This window comes from Novosphingobium sp. 32-60-15, assembly GCF_002280675.1.
Lineage (GTDB): Bacteria > Pseudomonadota > Alphaproteobacteria > Sphingomonadales > Sphingomonadaceae > Novosphingobium.
Genome location: NZ_NCEN01000004.1, coordinates 109,563 through 133,063, shown reverse-complemented (window position 1 = coordinate 133,063; position 23,501 = coordinate 109,563). Strand labels below are relative to the sequence as shown.

The following is a 23,501-nucleotide window of genomic DNA, read 5'->3' as shown; positions in this document are numbered from 1 at the left end:
AATGATCGAGAAAAGCTGTTCCGCGCTGCTGTTGTTCGGCGCGACCGGCGATCTTTCGCGCCGTATGCTCCTGCCATCGCTTTATGCGTTGCATGAGGACGAGTTGATCGGTCCTGATTTGCGGATTGTCGGAACGGCACGTTCTGAGCATGACGATGCAGAGTTCCGCGAGTTTGCGCGTCTCGCTCTGGCCGAGTTTTTGCCCGAAGACCGGCGTGATGACGCCAAGCTTGCCTCGTTCCTGGATCGGCTTGAATACCAGACGCTGGATGCATCTAACGTTGATGGTTTCGGCGATCTGGCCAAGAAACTGGGTGACACGTCGTGCGGACTTTCGATCTTTCTATCGACCGCGCCATTCCTTTTTGAACCTACGATTGAAGGGTTGCGCCGTGCTGGCCTGACCCACGGCAATGTGCGGATCGGTTTGGAAAAGCCGTTGGGCAATGATCTGGCTTCATCCACACGGATCAATGATGCAGTCGCAGCAGCTTTTGCCGAAGAACAGATTTTTCGGATCGATCACTACCTTGGCAAGGAAACAGTTCAAAATCTGATGGCCCTTCGTTTTGCCAATATGATTTTTGAGCCGCTGTGGAATTCCGGCGGGATCGATCATGTGCAAATCACGGTGAGCGAGACGGTAGGTCTTGAAGGTCGCAAAGGCTTTTACGACGACACCGGCGCATTGCGGGATATGGTGCAAAACCACATGCTGCAGTTGCTTGCTCTGATCGCGATGGAACCTCCCGCCAGCCTTGATGCAACGTCGATCCGTGATGAGAAGGTCAAAGTTTTGCGTGCACTGCGGCCTGTCAAGGCCGAGGAAATGGTGCGCGGGCAATACCGCACGGGCGCCGTCAAAGGCGCTGCTGTTAGCGGTTATCAAGAAGACTTGAACGAAGCATCCGACACCGAAACCTTCGTGTCGATCAAAGCCCATGTCGATAACTGGCGTTGGACCGGTGTGCCGTTCTACCTTCGGACTGGCAAACGTTTGAGCGAGCGTCGCAGCGAGATCGTGGTCGAGTTTAAGCCGGTGCCGCACAATCTGTTCGGGCAGCGTGGTGGCAGGTTGCCGGCCAATCGTCTGGTTATCCGGCTTCAGCCCGAAGAATATGTGCGGATGCAGGTTATGGCCAAAGAGCCGGGCCTGGACCGTGGCGGGATTACCCTGCGTGAAGTAAACCTCGATCTGTCGTTGACCACGGCGTTCGCCAAGGCGCGCCGCCGCATTGCCTATGAACGGTTGTTGCTCGATCTGATCGAAGGCGAACAGACTCTGTTCGTCCGCCGCGACGAAGTCGAAGCGCAGTGGCGATGGGTTGATGGTATCCGCAAAGTCTGGGACGACACCGGTATGGAGGCCAAGCCCTATGCTGCCGGAAGCTGGGGCCCCAACGCTGCCATTGCACTGACAGAACGAGACGGGCGCAGCTGGAATGACTGAATGGACGCCCACCACAGTCACATGGGCAAGTCCCGGGAATGCGGCAGCGGTTGCTGATCGCATAGCCCGCGTTGTGGCTGCACCGGGGGCTAAGCGGATTGCGTTTACAGGCGGCTCAACACCTATCAAGGTGCTGGATTTGCTTCAGGATCGGGCGCTGGATTGGTCCAGTGTGACGATCACGCTGACAGATGACCGGTGTGTCCCTGATGATCATCCGGCCAGCAATTTTGGCAAGATTCACGCCGCATTGGGGCATTCCGGCGCTGTGTTTGAACGCCTTGAAGAAGGCGCGGCGGTGTCGCCGTTTGATCTCGTCTGGCTCGGCATGGGCGAAGATGGCCATGTTGCATCGTTGTTCCCCCACATGAAAGCATTGGTCCGTCCGGGCGCTACAGTGATTGCAACAACGCCAATCCCGCTGCCGCCAGAGGCCCCGTTTGAGCGTCTGACGCTGAACAAGAAGGCGCTGAAGGCCACGAAGGAAATTATCCTTGTGGTGACCGGCGCGTCAAAGAAGGCGCTGATAGAGCGCGTTTTGGCCGGGGATGACAGTTATCCCGTGGCCGATTTCCTGTGCGGATTTGGTCCGCCCGTGACGATTTACTGGAGCGAATGATGCCAATGAACCCCACCGTGGCGCGCGTTACCCAGCGTATTATCGAACGCTCCCGTACAACGAGGGCGGCTTACCTCGATCTGATCGAACGTTCGCGCGATCAGGGTCTGAACCGGCCGCAGCTTTCATGTGGCAACCTTGCGCACGGTTTTGCCGCAGCGGGTGATGACAAGCCGCTGATCAAGGCGGGCAGGGCCATGAACATTGGCATCGTCACTGCCTATAACGACATGCTTTCAGCGCATCAGCCCTATGGCCGCTATCCCGAACAGATCAAGATTTTCGCCCGCGAAGTCGGCGCTACTGCCCAGGTGGCAGGCGGCGTGCCTGCGATGTGCGACGGGGTGACGCAAGGGCAGGATTCTATGGAACTGTCATTGTTCAGTCGAGACGCGATTGCGATGGCAACGGTGGTTGGCCTGAGCCATGCCATGTTCGAAGGCGCGCTGCTGCTGGGCATTTGCGACAAGATCGTGCCGGGATTGTTGATCGGTTCGCTGCGCTTTGGCCATTTGCCGACGATTCTTGTGCCAGCAGGGCCAATGCCGACGGGCCTTCCAAACAAGGAAAAAGTGCGCATTCGCCAGCTTTATGCCGAAGGCAAAGTGGGCCGCGATGAGCTGCTGGAAAGCGAAAGCGCCAGCTACCATTCACCCGGCACATGCACGTTTTATGGCACGGCCAATTCGAACCAGATGATGATGGAGATGATGGGGCTCCATATGCCCGGCTCCAGCTTTGTGCAGCCCGGAAACAAGCTGCGTCAGGAATTGACCCGCTCTGCCGTACACCGCGTTGCGCAGATTGGTTGGGATGGCGATGATTACCGCCCCTTGGGCGTTTGTGTGGATGAAAAGGCAATCGTCAATGCCATTGTGGGGCTCTTGGCGACGGGCGGGTCCACCAATCATGTGATCCATTTGCCTGCGATTGCGCGCGCAGCAGGTATCCAGATCGACTGGGATGATATGGACGAATTGTCGCGCGTGGTGCCATTGATTGCCAATGTCTATCCCAATGGCGCGGGCGATGTGAATGCGTTTGCAGCCGCAGGCGGGATGCCGTTCGTGATCCGCGAATTGATCGGGTCGGGCCTTGCCCATGCCGATATCCGCACCGTCTATGGCGCTTCACTGGCTGAAGGCGCGCAAGAGCCGGTGATGGATACGGATTTGCTCAAGTGGGAGCCAGCGCCGGAGGTATCGGGCGACGATACTATGCTTCGGCCGGTTGCTGCACCGTTTCAGGCAGAAGGCGGCTTCCGGTTGCTCAAGGGTAATCTTGGGCGCGGTACGATCAAGGTCAGCGCGGTTGATCCATCGCGTTGGACAATTGAAGCACCCTGCCGTGTGTTTGCTGAACAAAATGATGTTCTGGCGGCGTTCAAGGCCGGTGAACTGGAGCGTGATGTCGTTGTGGTGGTCCGTTTCCAAGGGCCGGGTGCGAACGGCATGCCTGAATTGCACAAACTGACTCCGCCGTTGGGCGTGTTGCAGGATCGCGGGTTCAAGGTAGCGTTGGTGACTGATGGCCGCATGTCTGGCGCTTCGGGCAAAGTTCCGGCTGCTATTCACGTATCGCCTGAGGCAGGCCATGGCGGCCCCTTGGCCAAGTTGCGCGATGGTGATGTCGTGCGGGTGTGTGCCAACACGGGCGTGTTGACGGCGCTGGTGCCCGATCAGGAATGGGACGCGCGCGATGATGCCGTTGCATCGCATAACGCAGTGGGCGTAGGCCGTGAATTGTTTGCGCTGATGCGTCAGCATTCCGACCCAGCAGAGCGTGGCGGATCGGCCATGTTAGCGGCAGCGGGATTATAACAAGCTTGGCGCATAAGCGCCTTCGGGGGATGGGATGCAGGTAGTAACCGTTGATATTGGCGGGACGCATGCGCGATTTGCCATCGCTGAAGTCAGCGGTGGTCGCGTTGTTTCGCTAGGTGACGCGGTAACGCTGAAGACCGCTGAACACGGGTCATTCCAACTGGCCTGGGAAGAGTTCGGGCGCATTGTTGGCAGCCCATTGCCCAAGGCAGCCGCGATTGCGGTGGCAGGGCCTGTGGGTGGTGACATCATCAAGTTCACCAACAACCCGTGGATCATTCGTCCAGCGCTAATCCCTGAAAAGCTGGGTGCGGACAATTACGTTGTGGTCAATGACTTTGCAGCAGTGGCCCATGCCGTTGCGCAAGCGGATTGCGATCATTTCGTCCACTTGAGTGGCCCCAAGGAAAACCTGCCCACTACGGGTGTGATCAGCGTGGTCGGCCCCGGCACAGGCCTTGGCGTAGCGCAATTGTGGCGCGATGGCGCGGTTTATCGCGTGCAACCGACAGAAGGTGGCCATATCGATTTCGCGCCGATTGACACGATCGAGGATGCCATACTTGCGGGCCTCCGCAAGCGTCATCGCCGGGTATCGGTAGAACGCGTGGTCGCAGGGCCAGGGATCGTCGATATTTATGAAGCTCTGGCGATGCTTGAAGCGCGCCCCTTCACCCCGCGTACGGACCGCGAGTTGTGGGAGTTGGGAACGTCGGGCGAAGATAGCTTGGCAGCAGCGGCAGTGGACAGGTTTTGCCTGTCTTTGGGCAGCGTGGCCGGCGATCTTGCTTTGGCGCACGGGGCAACTGGTGTAGTGATGGCTGGCGGCTTGGGGCTACGGATCAAGGATACGCTGGTCAGGTCGGGCTTTGCTGACCGATTTCAAGCCAAGGGCCGGTTTGAAGCCCTTATGGCGGCAATTCCGGTTAAGATGATTACCCATCCGCAGCCGGGACTGTTTGGAGCCGCCGCAGCATTTGCACAGGCCTATCAGGTTTGATCACAGTTTGATTGCGCAGAGGCGCACAACCAATTTTTGATGGCATCATCCGTCCACACGGTTATGGCCGTTGGCCTGTGGTTTGATGGCTGACGAAAGAGGTTGTGCGAGATGGAATACGAAACCATTCAGGTTGAACGGATTGGCCATGTCCTGAAGATTGTGCTGAATCGTCCTGATCGGCTCAATGCTTGCCCGCCTGATATGGCCGTTGAAATCGCCAATGCTGTGTCGAATTTGGACGGAGCCCGCGCTGTTCTGATCACGGGTGCCGGGCGTGCATTCTGTTCGGGAGCTGACCTTGCAGTGGAAGGTGACCGTTCAATAGCTGGTGGCCTTGGGGCATATAGCACCCTGACAATGGCTTATAACCCCATGATGCAGACTTTGGCGCGTTTGCCCGTGCCAATCGTGACGGCTGTCAACGGTCCGGCAGCAGGGATCGGCTGCTCGATTGCTCTTGCAGGGGATTTTGTACTGGCGGGTCACAAAGCCTATTTCCTTCAGGCTTTTGTCAACATCGGCCTCGTTCCTGACGGCGGCGCATCATGGATGTTGGCCCGCCTTGTCGGCAAAGCGCGCGCCACCGAAATGATGATGCTTGGCGAAAAAGTTGGCGCTGAAAAGGCGGAAAACTGGGGCCTGATTTACAAAGCGGTGGACGACGCCGCTTTGCAGGATGAAGCGCTGGCTTTGGCGACACGCCTTGCCAATGGCCCGACAGTTGCATTGGGCATCATGCGACAGAATTTGGCCGAAGCGCTTGAGATGGATTACTCCAGCGCGTTACTAAACGAAGCAGAAGGCCAACGGATTGCCGGTGATAGCGCCGACGCCATGGAAGGTAGTGCTGCGTTTCTGGAAAAGCGCAAGGCCGTTTTTACCGGGAATTGATCGGCGAGTTTTGCTGATCCCGGTGCCTGCTGAAGACCGCCGGGATCAGCATTCAAGGATCAGGTGCGCGCCAATTCCTCATCAAGGAAGGCTGCAATTTCGTTCAGATCAGTATCGGTAGCGAGGAAGGTTTGCCCGATCCCGCGCATGAGCAAGAACGGCAGGGTACCCGCGTCCATCTTTTTGTCGTGAAGCATGTGATCGGCAAGGCGGCGTCCATCGCAATTGAGTGCAAGTGCAGGGAGCGAGGCTGGTAGCCCGACGGTGCCGATATGGGCAGCAACGCGCTCTGCGTCTTGCCCGGTCATTAACCCCTGTCGCGCCGAAAAGCGGGCTGCCAACACCATGCCGAGCGCCACACCTTCGCCATGCAGCAACCTTTCCGAAAAGCCGGTTTCGGCTTCCAGAGCGTGGCCAAAAGTGTGACCGAGATTGAGCAGGGCACGAACGCCTGCGGTTTCTTTTTCATCGGCCGCAACGATTCGCGCTTTGGCAGCGACGCTGTGCGCGATGGCGTATTCGCGTGCGGCTTGATCGCCTGCGAGCAATTTTGCACCATTGGCTTCGCACCATTCAAAGAATGCTGCGTTATCAATCAGGCCGTATTTGACAACTTCGGCGTAACCGGCCCGCACATCGCGCAATGGCAAGGTATTGAGCGCCAAGGGATCTGCCAAGACAAGGGCAGGTTGGTGGAATGCGCCGACAAGGTTCTTTCCAGCGCGCGTGTTGATCGCCGTTTTGCCGCCAACGCTGGAATCAACTTGCGCGAGTAGAGTGGTGGGGATCTGGATGAAGCCACAGCCGCGTTTTACGATGGAGGCGGCAAAACCGGTAAGGTCGCCAATCACGCCGCCGCCAAGTGCGATAATTTTGTCTTTGCGTTCAACTTCTTGGTCGAGCAGCCAGTCTATTACCTGGGCGAGGTGATCCCAGCTTTTGGTGCTTTCACCCGCTGGCAGGACAAGCCATTCGCTGCGGATGCCGACGGAAGCGAACGATTCAGTGGCAGTTTGGCGCCATTTTGCCGCAACATTGTGGTCAGTGATGACCAATACATGGTTTTTGCGGATGAACGGGCGGCAATGTTCGCCGGCGCGGGCCAGCACACCGGCTTCAATGCGCACTTCATAAGGAGCGCCCGCGATAGCGACGGGAATTACAGCCATTGGTCGATTGCCCTGAGAATGCGCGAGGCCGTAACGTGGTGCGGCTGCGTGGTGCTGATGACATGGATTGGTGCCTGAGCGTAGAATGGTTGGCGTTCAGCGCGCAGGTTTGTGAGAATTTCCTTCGGGTCGCCCGTTTTCAACAATGGGCGGTTGCCTTTGCGGCCTACGCGTTCAAGCAACGTTGCAATATCGCTATCGAGCCAGATCGCGATGGCCTTTTCCAGCAACAGCGCCCGCGTGGACGCATCGACAAATGCGCCGCCGCCTGTGGAAAGGACTTTGCGATCATTGGGCCGTCCGTCCCCAATCAACCGGGCGATGACGCGCCGTTCGCCATCGCGAAAATAGGGTTCGCCGTATGTCGCGAAGATTTCAGGGATGGGCATGTGTGCAGCGCGTTCAATCTCTTCATCGGCATCGACGAAGGGCAGATGAAGCATTGTGGCGAGTTTTCGGCCTATTGTGGTTTTACCGACGCCCATCATGCCAACCAGCACCAAAGGCCGATCTATCCGGCGCGCGATATGGCCGATTTCGGACGAACTGAGAGGGGCGGCATCAAGTTGCATTGCCGGGTTGCCTATACTTGCGCTAGTGATCGTTGCAAGTATCGCCTGTTGAGGCACATTTGACAGCGAATGGGGGCGGCAATCGGGCTGCCGGGAGCGAAATGCGCGTGAACAGGATAGTTGCCGTGGTCGGCGCGCTGGCGTTGGCTGCAATTTTGGTGGCCGCAATTTTGGTGATTGCATGGATCAAGGGTGGGGCGCAGCCGATGCGATGGATCGAACAACCGGTGAGCGCAGGAGCTCTGCAACAATGAACCGGCGCATTCTTTGGTTAAGCGGGGTCGCTGCGCTGGCGGCTGTTTCGGGAACGTTGGTTGCGCAAGAATCGCTGCTTCCTCCCGGGTTTGACAGCCCGCCTGCGCCATCGCGGCCTGCACCGCAGCGTTCATCTGCACCGGCGCGTTCGGCGACGCCAGCAACTGTACGCCCGGTTTCAAGCACCCCTGCGCCAAGCCCTGTCGGCACACCGGCAAGCACCGCGACGCCGGTGGTTCAGGCCATCCCTGTTGCCAATGCTTCCCAATCGACTGGCGGTGGCGGTGGCGGTGGCGGTGGCAATAGCGATGAGGCGTTGCTCAAGTCGATTGACCCTGTTCTGCTGGAAAAGCTGATCCAATCGGCCAAACCGAAGTTTGATATTCCGCCATCGGGCCGTCGTAGTCTTGAGATTGTCGGTGTGATTGATGAGCGTGAGGGCGGATTTCCGGTTGCTTCAACGCATTACCTGAACGGGCAATTTGTTGAGGGTGTGATTGGCAAAACGCGCGGGCGGTTCGTTTCGCGCTGGGGCCACATCCTTGCCCGTCGCGCGCTATCCAGCCGATTGGCGACGCCTGTTGGCATGAATGGCGCGGATTGGGCGGCAATGCGGGCGCAATTGCTGTTGCGCATGGGCGAGGCTGATGCCGCGCGGGCCATGGTCCAATCGGTGGACAGCGGCAACTTTACGCGCGCATTGGAAGATGCGGCGATGGCAAGCTTTATCGCCACATCTGATCCGGTTGGCTTGTGCCCGATTACCGCGCTGACGGCGGCAGGGCGACCCGGGTGGGAATGGGATTTGTCCCGCGCGATCTGTTCCTCGTTCTCTGACGAGGGATCGTCCGGCATGTCGCAACTGGACCGCGCTTTGCGTCGCGGCACCGGCAGCAAGATCGATATACTGCTGGCCCAGAAATTTGCCGGTGCTGCAATCAATGCGCGGCGCGCCGTGAAGATTGAATGGGAAGGTGTCGATGCTCTGACGCCGTGGAGCATCGGCATGGCGTTTGCGACCGGTGTCGAGCCGCCTGCGGCCTTGCGCCAGAGTGCAGGCGCGACCTATTCGCTGACGGCAGTGCGCGCACCCATGCTGCCACTGGCATCCCGCGCAGCCGCCGCTGATGTGGCTGCCGCGCGCGGAGTTCTGTCATCACAGGCGGTTATCGATCTTTACAGCCAGCTTTATGCGGCACGCGCCAATAACGGCGGTGGCGCTGCCGAAGCGGATGAATGGACGAAGCGGGCTGAAACGCTGCGCGCCGCCTATCTGGCAAAAGCAGCCAGTGATCGTTTTGAAGCCATCCGCACCTTGTGGGGTGATGGGACCAATCCGGACCGCGCCTATTCAGGACTGGTGCTGACATCTTATGCCGCAGCGCGGCTTGCCCCTTCAAACGACTTGTCAGACAATGCAGCCGCTTTGGTGGCCTCCATGCTTACTGCAGGACTGGATCGCAATGCCTTGAAATGGGCACCGTTCCTGTCAGTTGGTAGCGAGGGCTGGGGGCTGGTGGTCCTCGCCAATCCTGCACGGGCCACGCAAGTGACCAATGATGGCTTGAACGCCTTTGCCGACAACGATGAATCCGAAGGGGCGCTGCGGTCACGATTTTTGCTGGCAGGGCTGATGGGGTTGCAACGGGTTGACCCCGCTGCCGCAACCAATTTCGCCGAAAAGATGAGCGTTGACCTTAACCGGCAGACGCGATGGACGCGCGCGATTGATGCGGCGGCAGCATCGGATAACCCGGCGCTGGTTTCCTTGCTGGCGGCATTCGGGATGCAAGCGGAACGTTGGGACCGGATGACGCCGCTGCACTTGTACCACATCGTTTCGGCGCTTCGGCAGGTCGGTCTTGAAGCCGAGGCGCGGATGATCGCAGCCGAAGCGGTTTCCCGCGTTTGACGTGGTAAAGGCCGCCGCCGAGCCTGAGGTTGAGAGCTTTCTGGCGATGCTGGCAGCGCAACGCGGGGCGGCAGCAAATACGCTGTCTGCCTATCGTCGTGACCTGGCAGGTGCGGTGCTGGTGATCGGTACGCTGGCCACGGCGGGGCGCGAGGACATTGCGAAGCTGGCGGCGGCGTGGGTCGAGCTTGCGCCGTCGTCGCTGGCGCGCAGAGCATCGGCATTGCGACAGTTCTATGGCTTTTTGGTGGATGAAGGGCTGCGCGATGATGATCCGTCATCAGCACTGCCGCGTCCGCGCGCGCGGCGTCCGTTGCCGCGCGTGCTGGATCACAGCGCAGTCGGTGCCTTGTTTGTCACGGCAGAGGCCGATGGCGCGACAGGAACGCCCGAAGGTTTGCGGATGCTGGCCTTGCTGGAATTGCTTTATGGTTCGGGCTTGCGCGCGACGGAACTGGTTTCGCTGCCGATTGCGGCCGTGCCGCGCGATGCGCCGTTCCTGACGATAACGGGCAAGGGCGGGGTGCAGCGGATGGTGCCGGTATCAGCGCGCGCGGTGCGGGCGCTGGCCGATTGGTTGGCGGTTAGGGGCAAAGGCGGGCGCTTTGTTTTCCCAAGTCCGAAAGGGGGGCATTTGTCGCGCGTGCGGCTGTTCCAGTTGTTGCGGGACTTGGCACTGCGGGCCGGATTGAACCCGGAAACGGTCAGCCCGCATGTACTGCGCCATGCCTTTGCCACGCATCTGTTGGAAGGCGGGGCAGATTTGCGGGTGCTGCAAACGCTGCTGGGCCATGCCGATATTGCAACGACGCAAATCTATACGCACGTTGATTCTGCCCGGCTTGTCGCGTTGGTGAATGAACGCCATCCCTTGGGAAACGCGGCTAGCAGTTGACCGAAGGCGCGCGCGCGCTTAGCGGGAGCGTCATGATTTCCTATCTCGAGTTCGAAAAGCCGGTCGCCGCGCTCGAAGCCCGCATCGCCGAACTGCGCCAGACGGCGCTGGGCGGAGACATTGATATCGGGTCCGAGATCCGCCGGCTTGAAACCAAATCCGCCGAACTGTTGGCAAGCACCTATCGCGCGCTGACGCCGTGGCAGAAGACGCAAGTGGCCCGCCACCCCGCGCGCCCCCACTTCAAAGACTATGTCGAGGCTATGTTTACCGATTTTCTGCCTTTGGGCGGGGATCGGCTTTATGGCGAAGATCAGGCCATTATCGGCGGCTTTGCCAAGCTGGGCAATCGGCGGGTGATGCTGATCGGCCATGAAAAGGGCAATGACACGCAAAGCCGCATCCGCCACAATTTTGGCATGGGCAAGCCTGAAGGATACCGCAAGGCTATCCGCCTGATGGAAATGGCCAGCCGATTCGGCCTGCCGGTGGTGACGCTGGTGGATACGTCAGGCGCGTTTCCGGGCGTCGAAGCTGAAGAGCGTGGGCAGGCAGAAGCGATTGCCCGTTCGACCGAGGCGTGTCTGGCGCTGGGCGTCCCGATGGTTGCAACGATTGTCGGTGAAGGTGGATCGGGCGGCGCCGTTGCGCTGGCAAGTGCCGAGCGCGTGTTGATGATGGAACACGCTATCTATTCGGTGATCTCGCCCGAAGGCTGTGCATCAATCCTTTGGCGCACATCGGAAAAAGCGGCAGATGCAGCCGAGGCGATGAAAGTGACGGCGCAAGATCTGCTGGGCCTTGGCGTGATTGACCGGATTGTGCGTGAGCCTGTGGGCGGCGCACACCGCGATCCTGCGGCTGCCTGTGCAAAGCTGGGCGCAGCAATTGCTGAGGAACTGGACGCACTGGCAGGCAAGACAGGCGATGAGTTACGCCAGTTGCGTGCTGAACGGTTCCTGCGCATCGGCGCTTAATCTTGTGCGCCCACTGGCGCTCGGGAACTCTATTTGCGAGATAGGGGTTATTGCGTTCGTCACCGGTTAAGGTGCGGGCGTACAATCTCGCTTGCCGGTAGGGAGAGACCGATGCCAGTTAAACTTCGTTCACGTGCTGCAATTCTGACAGTAACCGCAATGGCGGCGGTAGTTCTGCCTGCATGGGCCAGCCAGAAGGCTAGCCCGGCCAATGCACAAGGTGCAATCCAGGCCATCAGCGCGGCAGACCGGCAGCAAGGTGCCGAAGCGCATCCCCAGTTGCTGCAGGAATTTGGCGGGGCGATGACTGGCCCGCAGTCCAATTATGTGCAGACGATCGGCAAGAATATTGCGGTACAATCCGGCCTGAGCAACGCGCGTGGTGACTTTACGGTTACCCTGCTGAATTCGCCCGTGAACAACGCTTTTGCGGTTCCAGGCGGCTATATTTACGTGACGCGCCAATTGGCGGCTTTGATGAACAATGAGGCGGAACTGGCAGGTGTGCTGGGCCATGAAGTGGGTCATGTTGCTGCTCGCCATTCCTCCAAGCGTCAAAGCGCTGCAACGCGCAATACCATCATCGGCACGTTGGGTACGCTGCTGTCAGGGGCATTGCTCGGCAACGGTGCGCTGGGGCAGATCGGGCAGAAGATTTTCTCCACCGGCAGCCAATTGCTGACGCTGAAGTATTCGCGCGGGCAGGAAACCGAAGCGGACAACCTTGGCGTTACCTATTTGCAGCGCGCAGGATATGATCCGCGCGCGATGTCATCGGTTTTGCAAAGCCTTGCCAACCAGAACACGCTGGATGCCAGCATAAAGGGCACTTCGAATCAGGTTCCGGCATGGGCCAGTACCCATCCTGATCCGGCATCGCGCGTCCGCGCCGCTTTGGCACGTGCCGGAACGAAGCCGGGGATGACCAATCGCGATGCGTTTCTGGCAGGGATCAATGGCCTGACATATGGTGATGATCCGGCACAGGGCATTGTCGATGGATCGAAGTTTACGCATCCTTCGCTGCGGTTGGCGTTTCAGGCGCCCAACGGGTTCTATCTGGTTAACGGAACGCGCTCTGTTTCGATTTCGGGCCAGAGCGGGAAGGGCGAGTTTTCATCAGCGCAGTACAATGGTGATCTGTCCGCTTACATCAACACCGTGTTTGCGGGATTGAGCGAACAGCAAATGCGGGCTGATTCGATTCAGACGACGACGGTTAACGGCATCAAAGCCGCCTATGGTGCGACGCGCGCCACAAGCGGCAACAGCCAGGTCGACGTAATCGTTTTTGCCTATGAATGGGGGCCACAACAGGCGTTCCATTTTGCGACTATCAGCCAGGCAGGACAGGCGACGCAGTTCAATGCGATGTTCCAGTCAATCCGCCGGATCAACGCCACCGAAGCATCAGCAGTGCGCCCGCGCAAGCTTTCGGTTGTTACGGTAAAGTCCGGCGAGACGGTCCAGACTATGGCCAGCCGGATGGCCTATACCGACAAGGCGCTTGAACGGTTTCTGGTGCTCAACGGATTGACCACGACGAGTAAACTTTCGGTAGGCCAGAAGGTAAAAATTGTTGTATATTAAATACTTGGGTGTAAATTGAGATAGTGCCCGAAGCCGAATCAGAAAAGGGGCTGGCAATCGTTTGCCAGCCCCTCCGGTTTTCTGCGGTAATCGAGCTATTACAGCTTGCCGTCCTGCGCTTTGACCATATTGGTCGAAACCATACCGAACGTGGTGCTGAGCGAGTTGCCCAGTGAACCCATGGCGGTCATTGCAGCAACGGCAACAAGAGCGGCGATCAGGCCGTATTCAATTGCTGTAGCCCCATCTTCGCTTTTCAGTATTTCGTGAAAAAGCTTCATGATGGAATTCCTTTGAACAAGTAAGAAACCGTCCTGAAGGGGGGCGTGTGTTACGCCCAACCCTTCAGGCGATCATCAAGCTCTTAGAGCTTGCCGTCTTGTGCGTTGGTCATGTTGGTCGAAACCAGACCGAACGTGGTGCTGAGCGAGTTGCCGAGCGAGCCCATGGCGGTCATTGCAGCAACAGCCACGAGAGCGGCGATCAGGCCGTATTCAATCGCGGTGGCGCCATCTTCGTTGGTGAACAGGTCACGGAAAAGCTTCATGGTCAGTCTCCTAGTGTATGTTTTCATCATCCCGGCCCGCTCAAGAATTTTTGTACCGAAGCAAGCGTTGGTAGTCTTACGTGTGCAATTCTAAAAATTGCGTTAAACCGTTCAGACCTTATTTTCGGTGGCTTGGTGAACCATTGAGTAAATGTTGTTCAACGATGGTGTGAATTTGCTCAGGCCGGTGGCTGCTGCCAGACCGATCACAGCAATCAGCAAGCCGTATTCAATGGCCGTAGCGCCGCAAGTATTGCGAATAAGATGATGAAACAGCAACTTCACATTTCTTCCAATATTGCGGTTCAGCAATAATACGATACCATGCCTAATAAAATATTGATGGAGGCAACGTAGATGGACGGCAATCCGCCGATGATGGTCGTGGTTGCGCTTGCGTTATTATCCACAGACGGGAAAGTGCTCGTGCAGCAACGCGCTGCGGGCAAAGCCCACGGCGGGCTGTGGGAATTTCCCGGCGGCAAGGTTGAGGCTGGTGAAGCGCCCGAAGCCGCACTGGTGCGTGAAATAGCCGAAGAACTGGGCGTTATTGTCGAATCTTATGCGATCACGCCGCTGTCGTTTGCAACGAGCTTTGCCGAACCGGGGAAAAAGGCAGTGCTGCTGTTATTATATACAGCGACGCGTTGGTGCGGTTCGCCCAAGGCGCTTGAGGCCGGCACGCAAATAAACTGGGTGTCTGCGCCGGAACTGTTGGCTTTGCCCATGCCCCCGCTCGACATACCCTTGGCGCAGGCGCTAATTCCGGTGCTTGACGGGCTTGTGATTGAAGGGGTTGCCAAAGGGAAAAGACCAACCTAAAGGCGCGTCTCCACGCACCCGTAGCTCAGCTGGATAGAGCATCAGACTACGAATCTGAGGGCCGGACGTTCGAATCGTTCCGGGTGCACCATTCCCCCTTTTGGGGCGAATGTCGGGATATGAACGCATTGATTTGCGTTTGAAGAAAATGGCAGGCACCCGTAGCTCAGCTGGATAGAGCATCAGACTACGAATCTGAGGGCCGGACGTTCGAATCGTTCCGGGTGCACCATTTCCTCCACCATCAAAGACGCTGTCTCTGCAAGAGCCTGATTGTCAGATATCGCCTGTGCGGGCGAATTTGGCGATGTGATCTGCGGCGCGGAACGCCAACGCTTCTATGGTTTGCGTGGGCTGGCCCCGGCCTGATGTGACCATGCTGGAACCATCGCACAGGAACAGGTTCCGTACATCATGCGTGCGGTGGTACTTGTCGATGACCGAGGTTGCAGGATCATTGCCCATGCGGCAGGTACCGAGCAAGTGAACCCCGCCGGTTGCCTCACCGATTTCGCCGGGGACGATCTGCTTGGCTCCGGCTGCGTCCATGATTTCAGCCGCACGTTCCACCTGCCATTTGGCGTGCTTGGTATCGTCGGGGTGGTCTTTGTGGGTTACGCGGATGGCTGGCAGCCCCCACGCATCTTTCAAATCGGGATCGATATCGACGCGATTGCTTTCGACCGCCAGTGATGTGCCGTGGCCTGAACAGTTCATCCAATACGTGTACGATTCAAGGTATTCCTTGAATTCAGGCCCCCAGTTTGGTGTCCCCTTGGGTACGCTTTGCCCCCATGTGAGTGGACCGCCTGATCGCGCATCAAAGCCACCGCCACCATAAAACCCGCGCTTGGGATCGGAATCATAGAAGTCGTGCATGATGCGCGTTACATTGGCGCCCTTGTATTCGTTCAGCGGGTGTTCGAAGCGCGCCATCGCGCCGCCGCCCTTGTTGAACATCAAGTACCGCCCCACCGCGCCGCTGGAATTGGCGAGGCCTTGGGGGGCTGATCCCGTGGCCGAATTGAGCAGCAGTCGTGGTGTTTCGGCACCGTTGGCGCAGACGACCACCGCACGGGCATTCTGGAACTGTTCCTTGCGATCACGATCATAGTAATAGACGCCGGTGGCGCGGCCAGCTTTGTTCATGCCGATGCGGAAGACGTAACTTTCGGCGCGCACTTCGCAGCGCCTGGTGGCCTCGGCCTCGGGTATGACGGTCCAGACCGATGATGACTTGGCCTTGACCTCACACGCAAAGCCGCCGCACAGGCCGCACTGGATGCACGGCGGGCGGTCTTTGTAGAGGACCGAATTGATCGCCATCGGGGCGGGGAAGGGGTGCAGGCCGAGCTTCTTTGCGCCGCGTTCAAACAACACGCCGGATGATTTCACGGGCAAGGGCGGCATGGGGTAGGGTTTGCTGCGCCACGGATCGAACGGGCTGGCCCCGGCAAGGCCGGACACGCCGACTTCCCATTCCACTTTGGTATAGTACGGTTCGAGTTCGGCATATGTGATGGGCCAGTCGACGAGGTCTGCGCCTTCGATTGCGCCAAGGCGGCTGCGTTCGATGAAGTCGATTTCGTGCAACCGCCAGAAATTGGCGTTGAAGTGCGAACTGCTGCCACCGACCACGCGGGCGTAAGTCAGCGGGTTTCTGCCCGAAACCTTAGCGGCCTTTTGGTCTTCGGTATTACGGAAGGTTTGCGGGTTGGTGGCGGGGTTATTGGTGATGCCGGAAAGGTTGCGGTATTTCAGTTCGTCATGTTCAAATTCATGGGCATCAAGGCGCGGGCCTTGTTCCATCACGACAACACTGTTGCCCGCGCGCGCCAGTTCACGCGCCATGATTCCGCCCGATGCGCCAGAGCCTACGACGATGAAATCGACTGTTTCGCTGGTCTTGAAAGTTTTGCGCTGCATCGGGCTGCTCCGTCAGGCGGTGTAGGGCTTGGTGCCGGGGTAGGGCTCAAACCCTGCGTAATCCTGGTCATAGAAGCCGAATGGTGGCTCCCACGCGTGGTTGTCCTCCACCCCGATCAGCTTCCAGCCCAAATTGTCATGATTGCCGCCATATTTGGGCAGCGCGAGCAGACCGAGCACGGTGAGCCTGCGCACAGCGAGGAAAAACGGCGTTTTCTCAACCTCTTTCAGAAACGCAATCTGCTGTGTTTCAGCGGCCGAAGCGAACGAAGTTTCGGTCCCATGGCTTGAGCTATAGCTGCTGGTAAATTCGCCCAGACCTTCGCGGAACGAGGGCAATTGGGCTGCGAAGAAACTCCCCAACGCGTTGTCGATGAAATAAATGACGCGCGCGTCACGTGCGCCGGGTGTTGTACCGCCGGGCACAATCAGGTTGGCGATGGCATCAACAGTGGCGGCCTCGCTCTCGGACAGTGTTTTGATGGCGTTGGGCGGTGCTGCGGCATCATGGCCGGAGTGTTCGGTTGCGGCTGCGATCTTCGGCCAGTTCATTGCAATCCAGCCTGCGCTGGCCAAGTTTCCGATTGCGGTCAAAAAATGACGACGCGAAGGGACTGCGAGTTCCATGAGCCGCTCCGGATTGGCAGGAAAGCTGTCTGGAAAAGGACAGGCAACCATCGCGGATGGAATACGGTGAACAGCGCATATACAGGCTAAGGCTGGCAGCATCGTTTCGAGAGCAGCGTTCTACTGACCGCGTCGCCCAGCACACCGTTTTGAACGATCCTATGCCAAGGATATTCCGAATTGTTTTCATTAGCGCTTGAATCGGCTTGGGAATTGTGATTCAGTAAGACCATGCAATCACGCCGCGCCCCCTTGCTTCCAAAAGACAGTCTGACCCAGTCGCTTGCGCTTGTGGCTTTGCTGGTCCTTGGCGCTATCGGTGTTGCCGGGCCAAGTGGACTGCTGGCTTGGGGTGAAAATGCGCGGCTGCTTGATCAGCGTGAGGCCGAGATTGCGAAGCTGACCGCCGAGCGGGACCGGATGAAGAACCGTGTTGCCTTGCTTGACCCGCGTCACGCTGACCCTGATCTTGTCGGAGAATTGCTACGAAGCAATTTGAACATGGCCCATCCTGATGAACTGGTCATCCCGGTCGAGAATTGAATTCAGGAACTAGCGCGCAGCAGCGCGGCATTATCCGACACGGGAACCGTCATTACCGCTAAGCGTAACCTTGCAATGTGGCCGCAGACCTGCACTAACTGTATCGTTATGTGGCGGGTCGGGGCGTCACGAACTATGCGGTTGGCGGGGAATACGTGACGCACGATAGCAATCAACTCGCAGATCAAAACGAAACCGATCATGCTGGTGAAACACGGTCTGTCTGGCGATATGCCATGGCGACGCGCGCCCATGCAGTGATTGATGCGGCCGACTACTTCTCGTTAATGCGCGAAGCCATGATGCGCGCGCAGCAGCGGATCATGTTGATCGGGTGGGATTTTGACACTCGCATCAAGATTGGCGGCGGTCGCCGGTGGTGGAATTTGCCGCGCCGCAAGGTTGCGCCCGCGCGGCTTGGCACCTTTATTGTGTGGCTTTCCAACCGGCGCAAGACGCTGGATATACGGGTGCTAAAGTGGAACTTTGGTGCCTTAAAAGCGGTGTTTCGCGGGTCGATGATGCTCGATCTGCTGCGGTGGTGGCGGCATCCGCGGATCGTGTTCAAACTGGACAGTGCCCATCCGCTGGGATGCAGTCACCATCAGAAGATTGTGGTGATCGACGACAAGTTTGCGGTGTGTGGCGGGATCGATATGGCGGGTGACCGCTGGGACACGCGCGACCACCTGGACAATGACAAGCGACGGCGGGGTCCGGGTGGCCGACCTTACGGTCCTTGGCATGATTGCACAATGTTGATGGAGGGCGATGCGGCAGCTTTGCTCGGCAAGTTCGGGCGTACGCGCTGGGTGCAGGCAGGGGGCAAGCCGCTGATCCCTTGTGTGCCGCAGGATTCATCGCCCTGGCCAGCGCAGATCGAAGCCGAGTTCCGCGATGTCGAAATCGGCATCGCGCGGACGCGGTCGCAATATGCCGATGCGGGGGAAATTCGCGAAATCGAGGCGTTGTTTGTCGAACATATTGCGCGCGCAAAAAAGCACATCTATTTCGAGAACCAGTATTTCGCATCTCGCAAAATTGCCGAAGCGATTGCGGTTCGCATGGCTGAACCTGACCCGCCAGAGGTGGTGCTGATCAATCCGCAAAGCTCTGATGGCTGGTTGGAGCAAGCCGCGATGGATGGGGCAAGGGTGCGGCTGATACAAGCCATCGAGCAGGCTGATCACAAGCGCAGGTTCTCTGTCTGGCACCCTGTAACGGCGGGTGGGACGCCGATTTATGTGCATTCCAAGCTGACGATTGTTGACGATGAGGTGCTGCGCATCGGATCGGCCAATCTCAACAACCGGTCCATGGGACTGGATAGCGAATGCGATGTTTTCATCGATTGTGCACGGCCAGCCAATGCCCATTGCGGGCGTACAATCCGCAATTTGCGCATTTCGCTGCTTGCCGAGCATTGCGGTATGACGCCTGAGCGGGTAGCGGAGCGCTTGGGCCAGCATGGCGGAATGGCTGCAATGATCGGCGCTACGTCAAAGGCCGGTAAGCGCCTGATCCCGTTCGTTCCGCATGAATTGAGCGATGCGGAAAAGGCGCTTGCGGATAACGAAGTGCTGGACCCGGAGCGGCCGGAGGAGATCATATCCTTCTATCGCAAGGGTTTGTTTACGAGCCGGATTTTACACCGGCCGAAGGGATAGGAGGGGCATGCAATGAGCGATGTGGTGGGGGCTGACGATGCTGATGATCTGGCCCGTGGTAAAATCCCCGTTCCCGCTGATGTTCAAGAAGCCATCCGCACGCTGATCCGCTGGTCAGGCGATGATCCGGCACGCGAAGGCCTGCTGGATACGCCAAAGCGCGTGGCGCGGGCGTGGAAAGAATATTGCATGGGTTACAGCGAGGACCCGGCGGCGCACCTTGAGCGGCAGTTTGAGGAAGTGGGTGGTTACGACGAGATTGTGCTGCTGAAAGACATCCCGTTCCAAAGCCACTGCGAACACCACATGGCTCCGATCATTGGTAAGGCCGCGATTGCCTATTTGCCGCGCGACAAGGTTGTAGGCATCTCCAAGCTGGCGCGGGTTCTTCATGGCTTTGCCCGCAGATTGCAGATTCAGGAACGACTGACCGCCGAAGTGGCGCAATGCATCTGGGACAACTTGCGGCCGCATGGCGTTGCGGTTGTGATCGAGGCAAGCCATGCGTGCATGACCGCGCGAGGCGTACGCACATCGGGTGTGGGCATGGTAACAAGCCGGATGATGGGTACGTTTCTAGAAGACACCCGCAGCCGCAAGGAAGTGCTTAGTCTGATGGGTTATTGAGGCTCTGTCCGGCAAACAAACGTTACAAATCTATGTCTTGGGTTATTGGCAGGGCGTACTAACTTGGCAGCGTCACCGGCGGAAAAAATGTCGGGGCATTGCAGGAGACACGAGTTATGAAACGCTTTGCCTTTGCCGGGCTTATGCTTGGCGCTTTGATTGCGGCTCCCGCACAGGCGCTGGAGCATCGGGCAACAATTGAACACCCTGATGCCGGCCCGATTGCCGCTGACTATCGCGGCTCCACCAGAATTGTAGAGAAGCAGATCGGGTCTGCAGGGCCGGGCGGACGTGCAAGCACGCTGCGCTGCATGTGGTCGGTTTCGCTTACGGTGGAACGGACCGCGCTGGTGGGTTCAGGCATGCAGGCTTCGCGTTCAATGACGCAGGAAAATGCCTTGAAAGGTTCGGCGCCGGGATGGTGTTCATCGAACAGCAAGGCCATTCAACGCATCGTCGATGCGCGGCGCGACAGTCTGCGCCAAACGTTGATGGCGATGGTGGCACAGGACCGTGCGGTGATTCTCGCCGAAGCTGACAGTGCAAAAAGCCGCGCTAGTGCCGGATAAGGATTAGGTAATTATGGTCAGTCTTGCCCGCCCATCCGGACTGGCTTTTCAACTTGGATTGGCCGTGCTGGCTGCGGGGGCGTTTGTTCCTGCAGCCCATGCGCAATCTGTTGATTTCGGCGTCGAGGCGACAACTGATGAGGTGCGCCGGGGGGTAAGCTGGAGTGACGGCGAGGTTTCGGCCTCGACGGACGTTTACGCAGGCATTGCAGGGTTGGACGCATCGGTCCGCGTTGCAGCGCTGCGCAAGTCTGACCGCCATGCCAATGCTGACTTGGTGGCCGACCTTGGCATTGGCAAGGATTGGAGCCTCAGCGGATTTACCCTGCGCACAGAAGCGATTGGCCACGTGTTTGGCGGTGCTGACACAGGCATGAATTATGCCGAACTGGGGCTCGGCGCGCGCTATTCGATAGGTCCGCTGCAAGTGGGAGCAAATGCTTTTTATGCGCCAAGCCAGGATGCGATTGGCGGGGATAACCTTTACCTGAGGGCCAATGCGTTGGCCGGAATTCCTGCCTTCCCCGTAAGCGTGTCAGCCTCGGTCGGCTATACGACGGGTGATGCCGACAATCCGTTGCGGGCTGCGCGGTTACGGCCTGCGGGCAGTTATACAGATTGGAAACTCGGGTTGGAATACAACCAGTTTCCTTTCACCGTCGGGTTGGATTATGTCGGGACCGATATTGATACGTCGCGGGTATCAGTCTCACCGCACGCCGATCTGCGCCATGCCGGTGACCGTGTGGTTGGACGCGTAAGGCTTTCTTTCTGATCAAAGCTGGCCCCCGCTGGATGCAGGGGCCAGATTATGATTAGAGGTTTTCGAGCATGTGTTCAGCGGCGCTGACCTTGAAGTCGCCCGGTGCTTCGACAAAAAGCTGTTCGACCACGCCGTCATTGACGACCATCGAGAAGCGTTGACCGCGCTTGCCAAGGCCAAAGCCCGAACCGTCCATCGTAAGGCCGAGCGCTTCGGCAAGATCGCCATTGCCATCTGCCAGCATGGTAACGTCTGACGAGCCCGAAGCTGCGCCCCACGCCTTCATCACGAACGGATCGTTGACGGCGGTGCAGGCGATTTCATCAATGCCCTTGGCCTTCAGCTCGGCAGCCTTGTCTACAAAGCCGGGAAGATGCTTGGCCGAGCAGGTGGGCGTGAATGCGCCGGGAACGGAGAAGAGTGCGATCTTCTTGCCTTTGAAATAATCGGCAGACTGGACGGCTTCATTGGCGTCAGCGGTCGCCTTGACGATTTTCACGTCGGGCAGTTTGTCTCCAACAGCGATGGTCATGCTGAAATTCCTTTCGATATGCCCAAGGCCGCTTGCGTGTGCGGATGGGACTTGCCGCAGGGATATAGGACGCCTGTGCCAAGGCGCAACGGGGCAAGTGCAGGGCTGGCCCTCAGTTCGGATATAAAGAAATCTTTATGTTATGTTTGCACGAACCATAAAGCCGCGCTAAAGGGCGGGCATGGCGCAATTGCGCATATCGGATTTTCAGGAGAATGCCTCGTGGCCAGCGTAATTGACGCCAAGAATGATTATGTGATCGCCGATATCGGCCTTGCCGAATTTGGCCGCGCGGAAATCCGTATCGCTGAAACCGAAATGCCGGGCCTGATGGCGCTCCGCACGGAATTTGGTGCGTCGCAGCCTTTGAAGGGGGCGCGCATCACCGGTTCGCTGCACATGACGATCCAGACCGCCGTTCTGATCGAAACGCTGGTTGCGCTTGGTGCCCAAGTCCGCTGGGCGACATGCAATATCTTTTCGACGCAGGACCATGCCGCTGCCGCTATTGCAGCTGCCGGTATACCGGTGTTTGCGATCAAGGGTGAAAGCCTTGCCGAATATTGGGACTATGTCGGCTCGATCTTTGATTGGGGTGACGATATCACCACCAACCTCATCCTTGATGACGGCGGCGATGCCACGATGTTTGCACTGTGGGGCGCGCGCGTTGAAGCGGGCGAAACCCTGTTCGAACCATCAAACGCAGAAGAAATCGAATTCGTCCGCGCGCTGAATGCTTTCCTGAAGCGCAAGCCGGGTTACCTGACCGCATCGGTCAAGGCAATCAAGGGCGTTTCGGAAGAAACCACCACGGGCGTCCACCGCCTTTACCAGATCGCCAAGGACGGCAAACTGCCTTTCCCTGCGATCAACGTGAACGATTCGGTCACCAAGTCAAAGTTCGACAACCTGTACGGCTGCAAGGAATCGCTGGTTGACGCGATCCGTCGCGCAACAGACGTGATGCTGGCTGGCAAGGTTGCTTGCGTTGCCGGGTTCGGCGATGTGGGCAAGGGTTCGGCAGCATCGCTGCGCCAGGGCGGCGCGCGCGTTATGGTAACCGAAGTCGATCCGATCTGCGCGCTTCAGGCCGCGATGGAAGGCTATGAAGTTGTCACGATGGAAGAAGCGGTAACCCGTTGCGATATCTTCGTAACCGCAACCGGCAACGAAGACGTGATCACCGCCGAACACATGATGGCGATGAAGCCCATGAGCATCGTGTGCAACATCGGCCACTTCGATAGCGAAATCCAGATTTCTGCGCTCGACAACTACAAGTGGACCGAAGTGAAGCCCGGCACCGATCTGGTGGAATTCCCCGATGGCAAGCAGATCATTGTTCTGGCCAAGGGCCGACTGGTCAACCTTGGTTGCGCCACTGGTCACCCGAGCTTTGTGATGTCGTCAAGCTTCACCAATCAGGTGCTGGCGCAGATCGAATTGTTCACAAAGAACGAAAACTACAAGAACGACGTTTACGTCCTGCCCAAGCATCTGGACGAAAAGGTTGCCGCGCTTCACCTTGAAAAGCTGGGCGTTAAGCTGACCACGCTTTCCAAGAAGCAGGCTGACTACATCGGCGTTTCGGCGCAAGGCCCGTTCAAGCCAGACCATTACCGCTACTAACGGCTTCAGGGGCGATCAGTTGCAAGGGCGGTGGAGCGCGGGCTTCGCCGTCCTTTTTCATACATCATGCTGATGATATTTGGCCCACAT

At 58.2% G+C, this 23,501-nt stretch carries 25 protein-coding genes and 2 tRNA genes; 19 read left to right on the top strand and 8 right to left on the bottom strand.

Annotated elements, in window-relative coordinates:
- The first annotated feature begins 1 nt into the window (after position 1).
- The 5 genes from zwf to B7Y89_RS04570 all read left to right on the top strand — a co-directional run bounded on the left by zwf (position 2) and on the right by B7Y89_RS04570 (position 5,786).
- Positions 2-1,450, top strand: coding sequence for a glucose-6-phosphate dehydrogenase (gene zwf, locus B7Y89_RS04590; protein WP_292936175.1), 1,449 nt, complete (start codon positions 2-4; stop codon positions 1,448-1,450).
- Positions 1,443-2,069: a 6-phosphogluconolactonase gene (locus tag B7Y89_RS04585; protein WP_292936174.1), complete on the top strand. Its 627-nt coding sequence runs from the start codon at positions 1,443-1,445 to the stop codon at positions 2,067-2,069. The genes zwf and B7Y89_RS04585 overlap by 8 nt, the downstream gene beginning before the upstream one ends.
- Entirely contained in the window at positions 2,066-3,889 is a 1,824-nt protein-coding gene (gene edd, locus B7Y89_RS04580) for a phosphogluconate dehydratase (protein ID WP_292936172.1), read from the top strand. Before B7Y89_RS04585 ends, edd begins: the two co-directional genes overlap by 4 nt.
- Before the next feature lie 34 nt (positions 3,890-3,923).
- Positions 3,924-4,892 carry a glucokinase gene (locus B7Y89_RS04575; RefSeq protein ID WP_292936170.1) on the top strand — a complete coding sequence of 323 codons (969 nt, stop codon included), beginning with the start codon at positions 3,924-3,926 and terminating at the stop codon, positions 4,890-4,892.
- A 111-nt stretch (positions 4,893-5,003) separates the two neighbouring features.
- The gene (locus B7Y89_RS04570; protein ID WP_292936168.1) at positions 5,004-5,786 is read left to right on the top strand and encodes an enoyl-CoA hydratase-related protein; all 783 of its coding nucleotides are present in this window, start codon (positions 5,004-5,006) and stop codon (positions 5,784-5,786) included.
- A 59-nt stretch (positions 5,787-5,845) separates the two neighbouring features.
- Here B7Y89_RS04570 and aroB read toward each other — a convergent pair whose 3' ends face one another.
- Positions 5,846-6,955 (bottom strand): 3-dehydroquinate synthase, encoded by a 1,110-nt coding sequence (gene aroB / locus B7Y89_RS04565; RefSeq protein ID WP_292936166.1) that lies wholly within the window; start codon positions 6,953-6,955, stop codon positions 5,846-5,848.
- Positions 6,946-7,527, bottom strand: a complete 582-nt coding sequence (locus B7Y89_RS04560; protein ID WP_292936164.1) for a shikimate kinase — start codon at positions 7,525-7,527, stop codon at positions 6,946-6,948. The genes aroB and B7Y89_RS04560 overlap by 10 nt, the downstream gene beginning before the upstream one ends.
- Before the next feature lie 125 nt (positions 7,528-7,652).
- On the opposite strand from B7Y89_RS04560, the gene B7Y89_RS04555 reads away from it, so the two are divergent.
- From B7Y89_RS04555 to B7Y89_RS04535, 5 genes are all read left to right on the top strand, one after another.
- Entirely contained in the window at positions 7,653-7,781 is a 129-nt protein-coding gene (locus B7Y89_RS04555) for a hypothetical protein (RefSeq protein WP_292936162.1), read from the top strand.
- Positions 7,778-9,694: a hypothetical protein gene (locus B7Y89_RS04550; protein ID WP_292936160.1), complete on the top strand. Its 1,917-nt coding sequence runs from the start codon at positions 7,778-7,780 to the stop codon at positions 9,692-9,694. Before B7Y89_RS04555 ends, B7Y89_RS04550 begins: the two co-directional genes overlap by 4 nt.
- A 1-nt stretch (position 9,695) precedes the next feature.
- A complete protein-coding gene (locus tag B7Y89_RS04545) occupies positions 9,696-10,589 on the top strand; it encodes a tyrosine recombinase (protein WP_292936158.1) in 894 nt (297 codons plus the stop codon).
- A gap of 32 nt (positions 10,590-10,621) precedes the next feature.
- Positions 10,622-11,566, top strand: coding sequence for an acetyl-CoA carboxylase carboxyltransferase subunit alpha (locus B7Y89_RS04540; RefSeq protein ID WP_292936156.1), 945 nt, complete (start codon positions 10,622-10,624; stop codon positions 11,564-11,566).
- 111 nt (positions 11,567-11,677) lie between these two features.
- Entirely contained in the window at positions 11,678-13,156 is a 1,479-nt protein-coding gene (locus B7Y89_RS04535; RefSeq protein ID WP_292936154.1) for a M48 family metalloprotease, read from the top strand.
- A gap of 98 nt (positions 13,157-13,254) precedes the next feature.
- Here B7Y89_RS04535 and B7Y89_RS04530 read toward each other — a convergent pair whose 3' ends face one another.
- The 3 genes from B7Y89_RS04530 to B7Y89_RS04520 form a co-directional block, all read right to left on the bottom strand.
- Entirely contained in the window at positions 13,255-13,437 is a 183-nt protein-coding gene (locus B7Y89_RS04530; RefSeq protein ID WP_292936152.1) for a Flp family type IVb pilin, read from the bottom strand.
- 83 nt (positions 13,438-13,520) lie between these two features.
- Positions 13,521-13,703: a Flp family type IVb pilin gene (locus B7Y89_RS04525; protein WP_292936150.1), complete on the bottom strand. Its 183-nt coding sequence runs from the start codon at positions 13,701-13,703 to the stop codon at positions 13,521-13,523.
- A 111-nt stretch (positions 13,704-13,814) separates the two neighbouring features.
- Positions 13,815-13,988, bottom strand: coding sequence for a Flp family type IVb pilin (locus B7Y89_RS04520; RefSeq protein WP_292936148.1), 174 nt, complete (start codon positions 13,986-13,988; stop codon positions 13,815-13,817).
- A 72-nt stretch (positions 13,989-14,060) separates the two neighbouring features.
- Between B7Y89_RS04520 and B7Y89_RS04515 the strand changes: the two genes are divergently transcribed.
- From B7Y89_RS04515 to B7Y89_RS04505, 3 genes are all read left to right on the top strand, one after another.
- Entirely contained in the window at positions 14,061-14,525 is a 465-nt protein-coding gene (locus tag B7Y89_RS04515; protein WP_292936146.1) for a (deoxy)nucleoside triphosphate pyrophosphohydrolase, read from the top strand.
- A gap of 14 nt (positions 14,526-14,539) precedes the next feature.
- Positions 14,540-14,616, top strand: a tRNA-Arg gene (locus B7Y89_RS04510).
- Between the two features lie 64 nt (positions 14,617-14,680).
- A tRNA-Arg gene (locus B7Y89_RS04505) sits at positions 14,681-14,757 on the top strand.
- A 44-nt stretch (positions 14,758-14,801) separates the two neighbouring features.
- Here the strand turns inward: B7Y89_RS04505 and B7Y89_RS04500 are convergent.
- A complete protein-coding gene (locus B7Y89_RS04500; protein ID WP_292936144.1) occupies positions 14,802-16,451 on the bottom strand; it encodes a GMC family oxidoreductase in 1,650 nt (549 codons plus the stop codon).
- A gap of 12 nt (positions 16,452-16,463) precedes the next feature.
- Positions 16,464-17,003, bottom strand: a complete 540-nt coding sequence (locus B7Y89_RS04495) for a gluconate 2-dehydrogenase subunit 3 family protein (protein ID WP_292936142.1) — start codon at positions 17,001-17,003, stop codon at positions 16,464-16,466.
- 306 nt (positions 17,004-17,309) lie between these two features.
- On the opposite strand from B7Y89_RS04495, the gene B7Y89_RS04490 reads away from it, so the two are divergent.
- From B7Y89_RS04490 to B7Y89_RS04470, 5 genes are all read left to right on the top strand, one after another.
- Positions 17,310-17,621 (top strand): septum formation initiator family protein, encoded by a 312-nt coding sequence (locus B7Y89_RS04490; RefSeq protein WP_292936140.1) that lies wholly within the window; start codon positions 17,310-17,312, stop codon positions 17,619-17,621.
- 236 nt (positions 17,622-17,857) lie between these two features.
- Complete coding sequence (locus B7Y89_RS04485; protein WP_292936138.1) at positions 17,858-19,288, top strand: phospholipase D-like domain-containing protein; 1,431 nt, start codon at positions 17,858-17,860, stop codon at positions 19,286-19,288.
- Positions 19,289-19,300: 12 nt separating this feature from the next.
- Positions 19,301-19,915: a GTP cyclohydrolase I FolE gene (folE, locus tag B7Y89_RS04480; RefSeq protein ID WP_292936136.1), complete on the top strand. Its 615-nt coding sequence runs from the start codon at positions 19,301-19,303 to the stop codon at positions 19,913-19,915.
- Positions 19,916-20,031: 116 nt separating this feature from the next.
- Positions 20,032-20,484, top strand: coding sequence for a hypothetical protein (locus B7Y89_RS04475; protein ID WP_292936135.1), 453 nt, complete (start codon positions 20,032-20,034; stop codon positions 20,482-20,484).
- 13 nt (positions 20,485-20,497) lie between these two features.
- Positions 20,498-21,259: a TorF family putative porin gene (locus tag B7Y89_RS04470; RefSeq protein ID WP_292936134.1), complete on the top strand. Its 762-nt coding sequence runs from the start codon at positions 20,498-20,500 to the stop codon at positions 21,257-21,259.
- A gap of 40 nt (positions 21,260-21,299) precedes the next feature.
- Here B7Y89_RS04470 and B7Y89_RS04465 read toward each other — a convergent pair whose 3' ends face one another.
- Positions 21,300-21,779 (bottom strand): peroxiredoxin, encoded by a 480-nt coding sequence (locus B7Y89_RS04465; RefSeq protein ID WP_292936133.1) that lies wholly within the window; start codon positions 21,777-21,779, stop codon positions 21,300-21,302.
- A 222-nt stretch (positions 21,780-22,001) separates the two neighbouring features.
- On the opposite strand from B7Y89_RS04465, the gene ahcY reads away from it, so the two are divergent.
- Positions 22,002-23,411 carry an adenosylhomocysteinase gene (gene ahcY, locus B7Y89_RS04460; protein ID WP_292936131.1) on the top strand — a complete coding sequence of 470 codons (1,410 nt, stop codon included), beginning with the start codon at positions 22,002-22,004 and terminating at the stop codon, positions 23,409-23,411.
- Positions 23,412-23,501 lie beyond the last annotated feature (90 nt).

Coding starts and splice junctions, on each gene's coding strand:
- B7Y89_RS04525 (WP_292936150.1), bottom strand. CDS start 13,703: ATGAAGCTTTTCCGTGACCTGTTCACCAACGAAGATGGCGCCACCGCG.
- B7Y89_RS04560 (WP_292936164.1), bottom strand. CDS start 7,527: ATGCAACTTGATGCCGCCCCTCTCAGTTCGTCCGAAATCGGCCATATC.
- B7Y89_RS04550 (WP_292936160.1), top strand. CDS start 7,778: ATGAACCGGCGCATTCTTTGGTTAAGCGGGGTCGCTGCGCTGGCGGCT.
- B7Y89_RS04570 (WP_292936168.1), top strand. CDS start 5,004: ATGGAATACGAAACCATTCAGGTTGAACGGATTGGCCATGTCCTGAAG.
- B7Y89_RS04465 (WP_292936133.1), bottom strand. CDS start 21,779: ATGACCATCGCTGTTGGAGACAAACTGCCCGACGTGAAAATCGTCAAG.
- aroB (WP_292936166.1), bottom strand. CDS start 6,955: ATGGCTGTAATTCCCGTCGCTATCGCGGGCGCTCCTTATGAAGTGCGC.
- B7Y89_RS04535 (WP_292936154.1), top strand. CDS start 11,678: ATGCCAGTTAAACTTCGTTCACGTGCTGCAATTCTGACAGTAACCGCA.
- B7Y89_RS04585 (WP_292936174.1), top strand. CDS start 1,443: ATGACTGAATGGACGCCCACCACAGTCACATGGGCAAGTCCCGGGAAT.
- B7Y89_RS04500 (WP_292936144.1), bottom strand. CDS start 16,451: ATGCAGCGCAAAACTTTCAAGACCAGCGAAACAGTCGATTTCATCGTC.
- B7Y89_RS04485 (WP_292936138.1), top strand. CDS start 17,858: ATGGCGACGCGCGCCCATGCAGTGATTGATGCGGCCGACTACTTCTCG.
- B7Y89_RS04540 (WP_292936156.1), top strand. CDS start 10,622: ATGATTTCCTATCTCGAGTTCGAAAAGCCGGTCGCCGCGCTCGAAGCC.
- B7Y89_RS04475 (WP_292936135.1), top strand. CDS start 20,032: ATGAAACGCTTTGCCTTTGCCGGGCTTATGCTTGGCGCTTTGATTGCG.
- B7Y89_RS04515 (WP_292936146.1), top strand. CDS start 14,061: ATGGACGGCAATCCGCCGATGATGGTCGTGGTTGCGCTTGCGTTATTA.
- B7Y89_RS04575 (WP_292936170.1), top strand. CDS start 3,924: ATGCAGGTAGTAACCGTTGATATTGGCGGGACGCATGCGCGATTTGCC.
- edd (WP_292936172.1), top strand. CDS start 2,066: ATGATGCCAATGAACCCCACCGTGGCGCGCGTTACCCAGCGTATTATC.
- B7Y89_RS04495 (WP_292936142.1), bottom strand. CDS start 17,003: ATGAACTGGCCGAAGATCGCAGCCGCAACCGAACACTCCGGCCATGAT.
- folE (WP_292936136.1), top strand. CDS start 19,301: ATGAGCGATGTGGTGGGGGCTGACGATGCTGATGATCTGGCCCGTGGT.
- B7Y89_RS04530 (WP_292936152.1), bottom strand. CDS start 13,437: ATGAAGCTTTTTCACGAAATACTGAAAAGCGAAGATGGGGCTACAGCA.
- B7Y89_RS04490 (WP_292936140.1), top strand. CDS start 17,310: ATGCAATCACGCCGCGCCCCCTTGCTTCCAAAAGACAGTCTGACCCAG.
- zwf (WP_292936175.1), top strand. CDS start 2: ATGATCGAGAAAAGCTGTTCCGCGCTGCTGTTGTTCGGCGCGACCGGC.
- B7Y89_RS04470 (WP_292936134.1), top strand. CDS start 20,498: ATGGTCAGTCTTGCCCGCCCATCCGGACTGGCTTTTCAACTTGGATTG.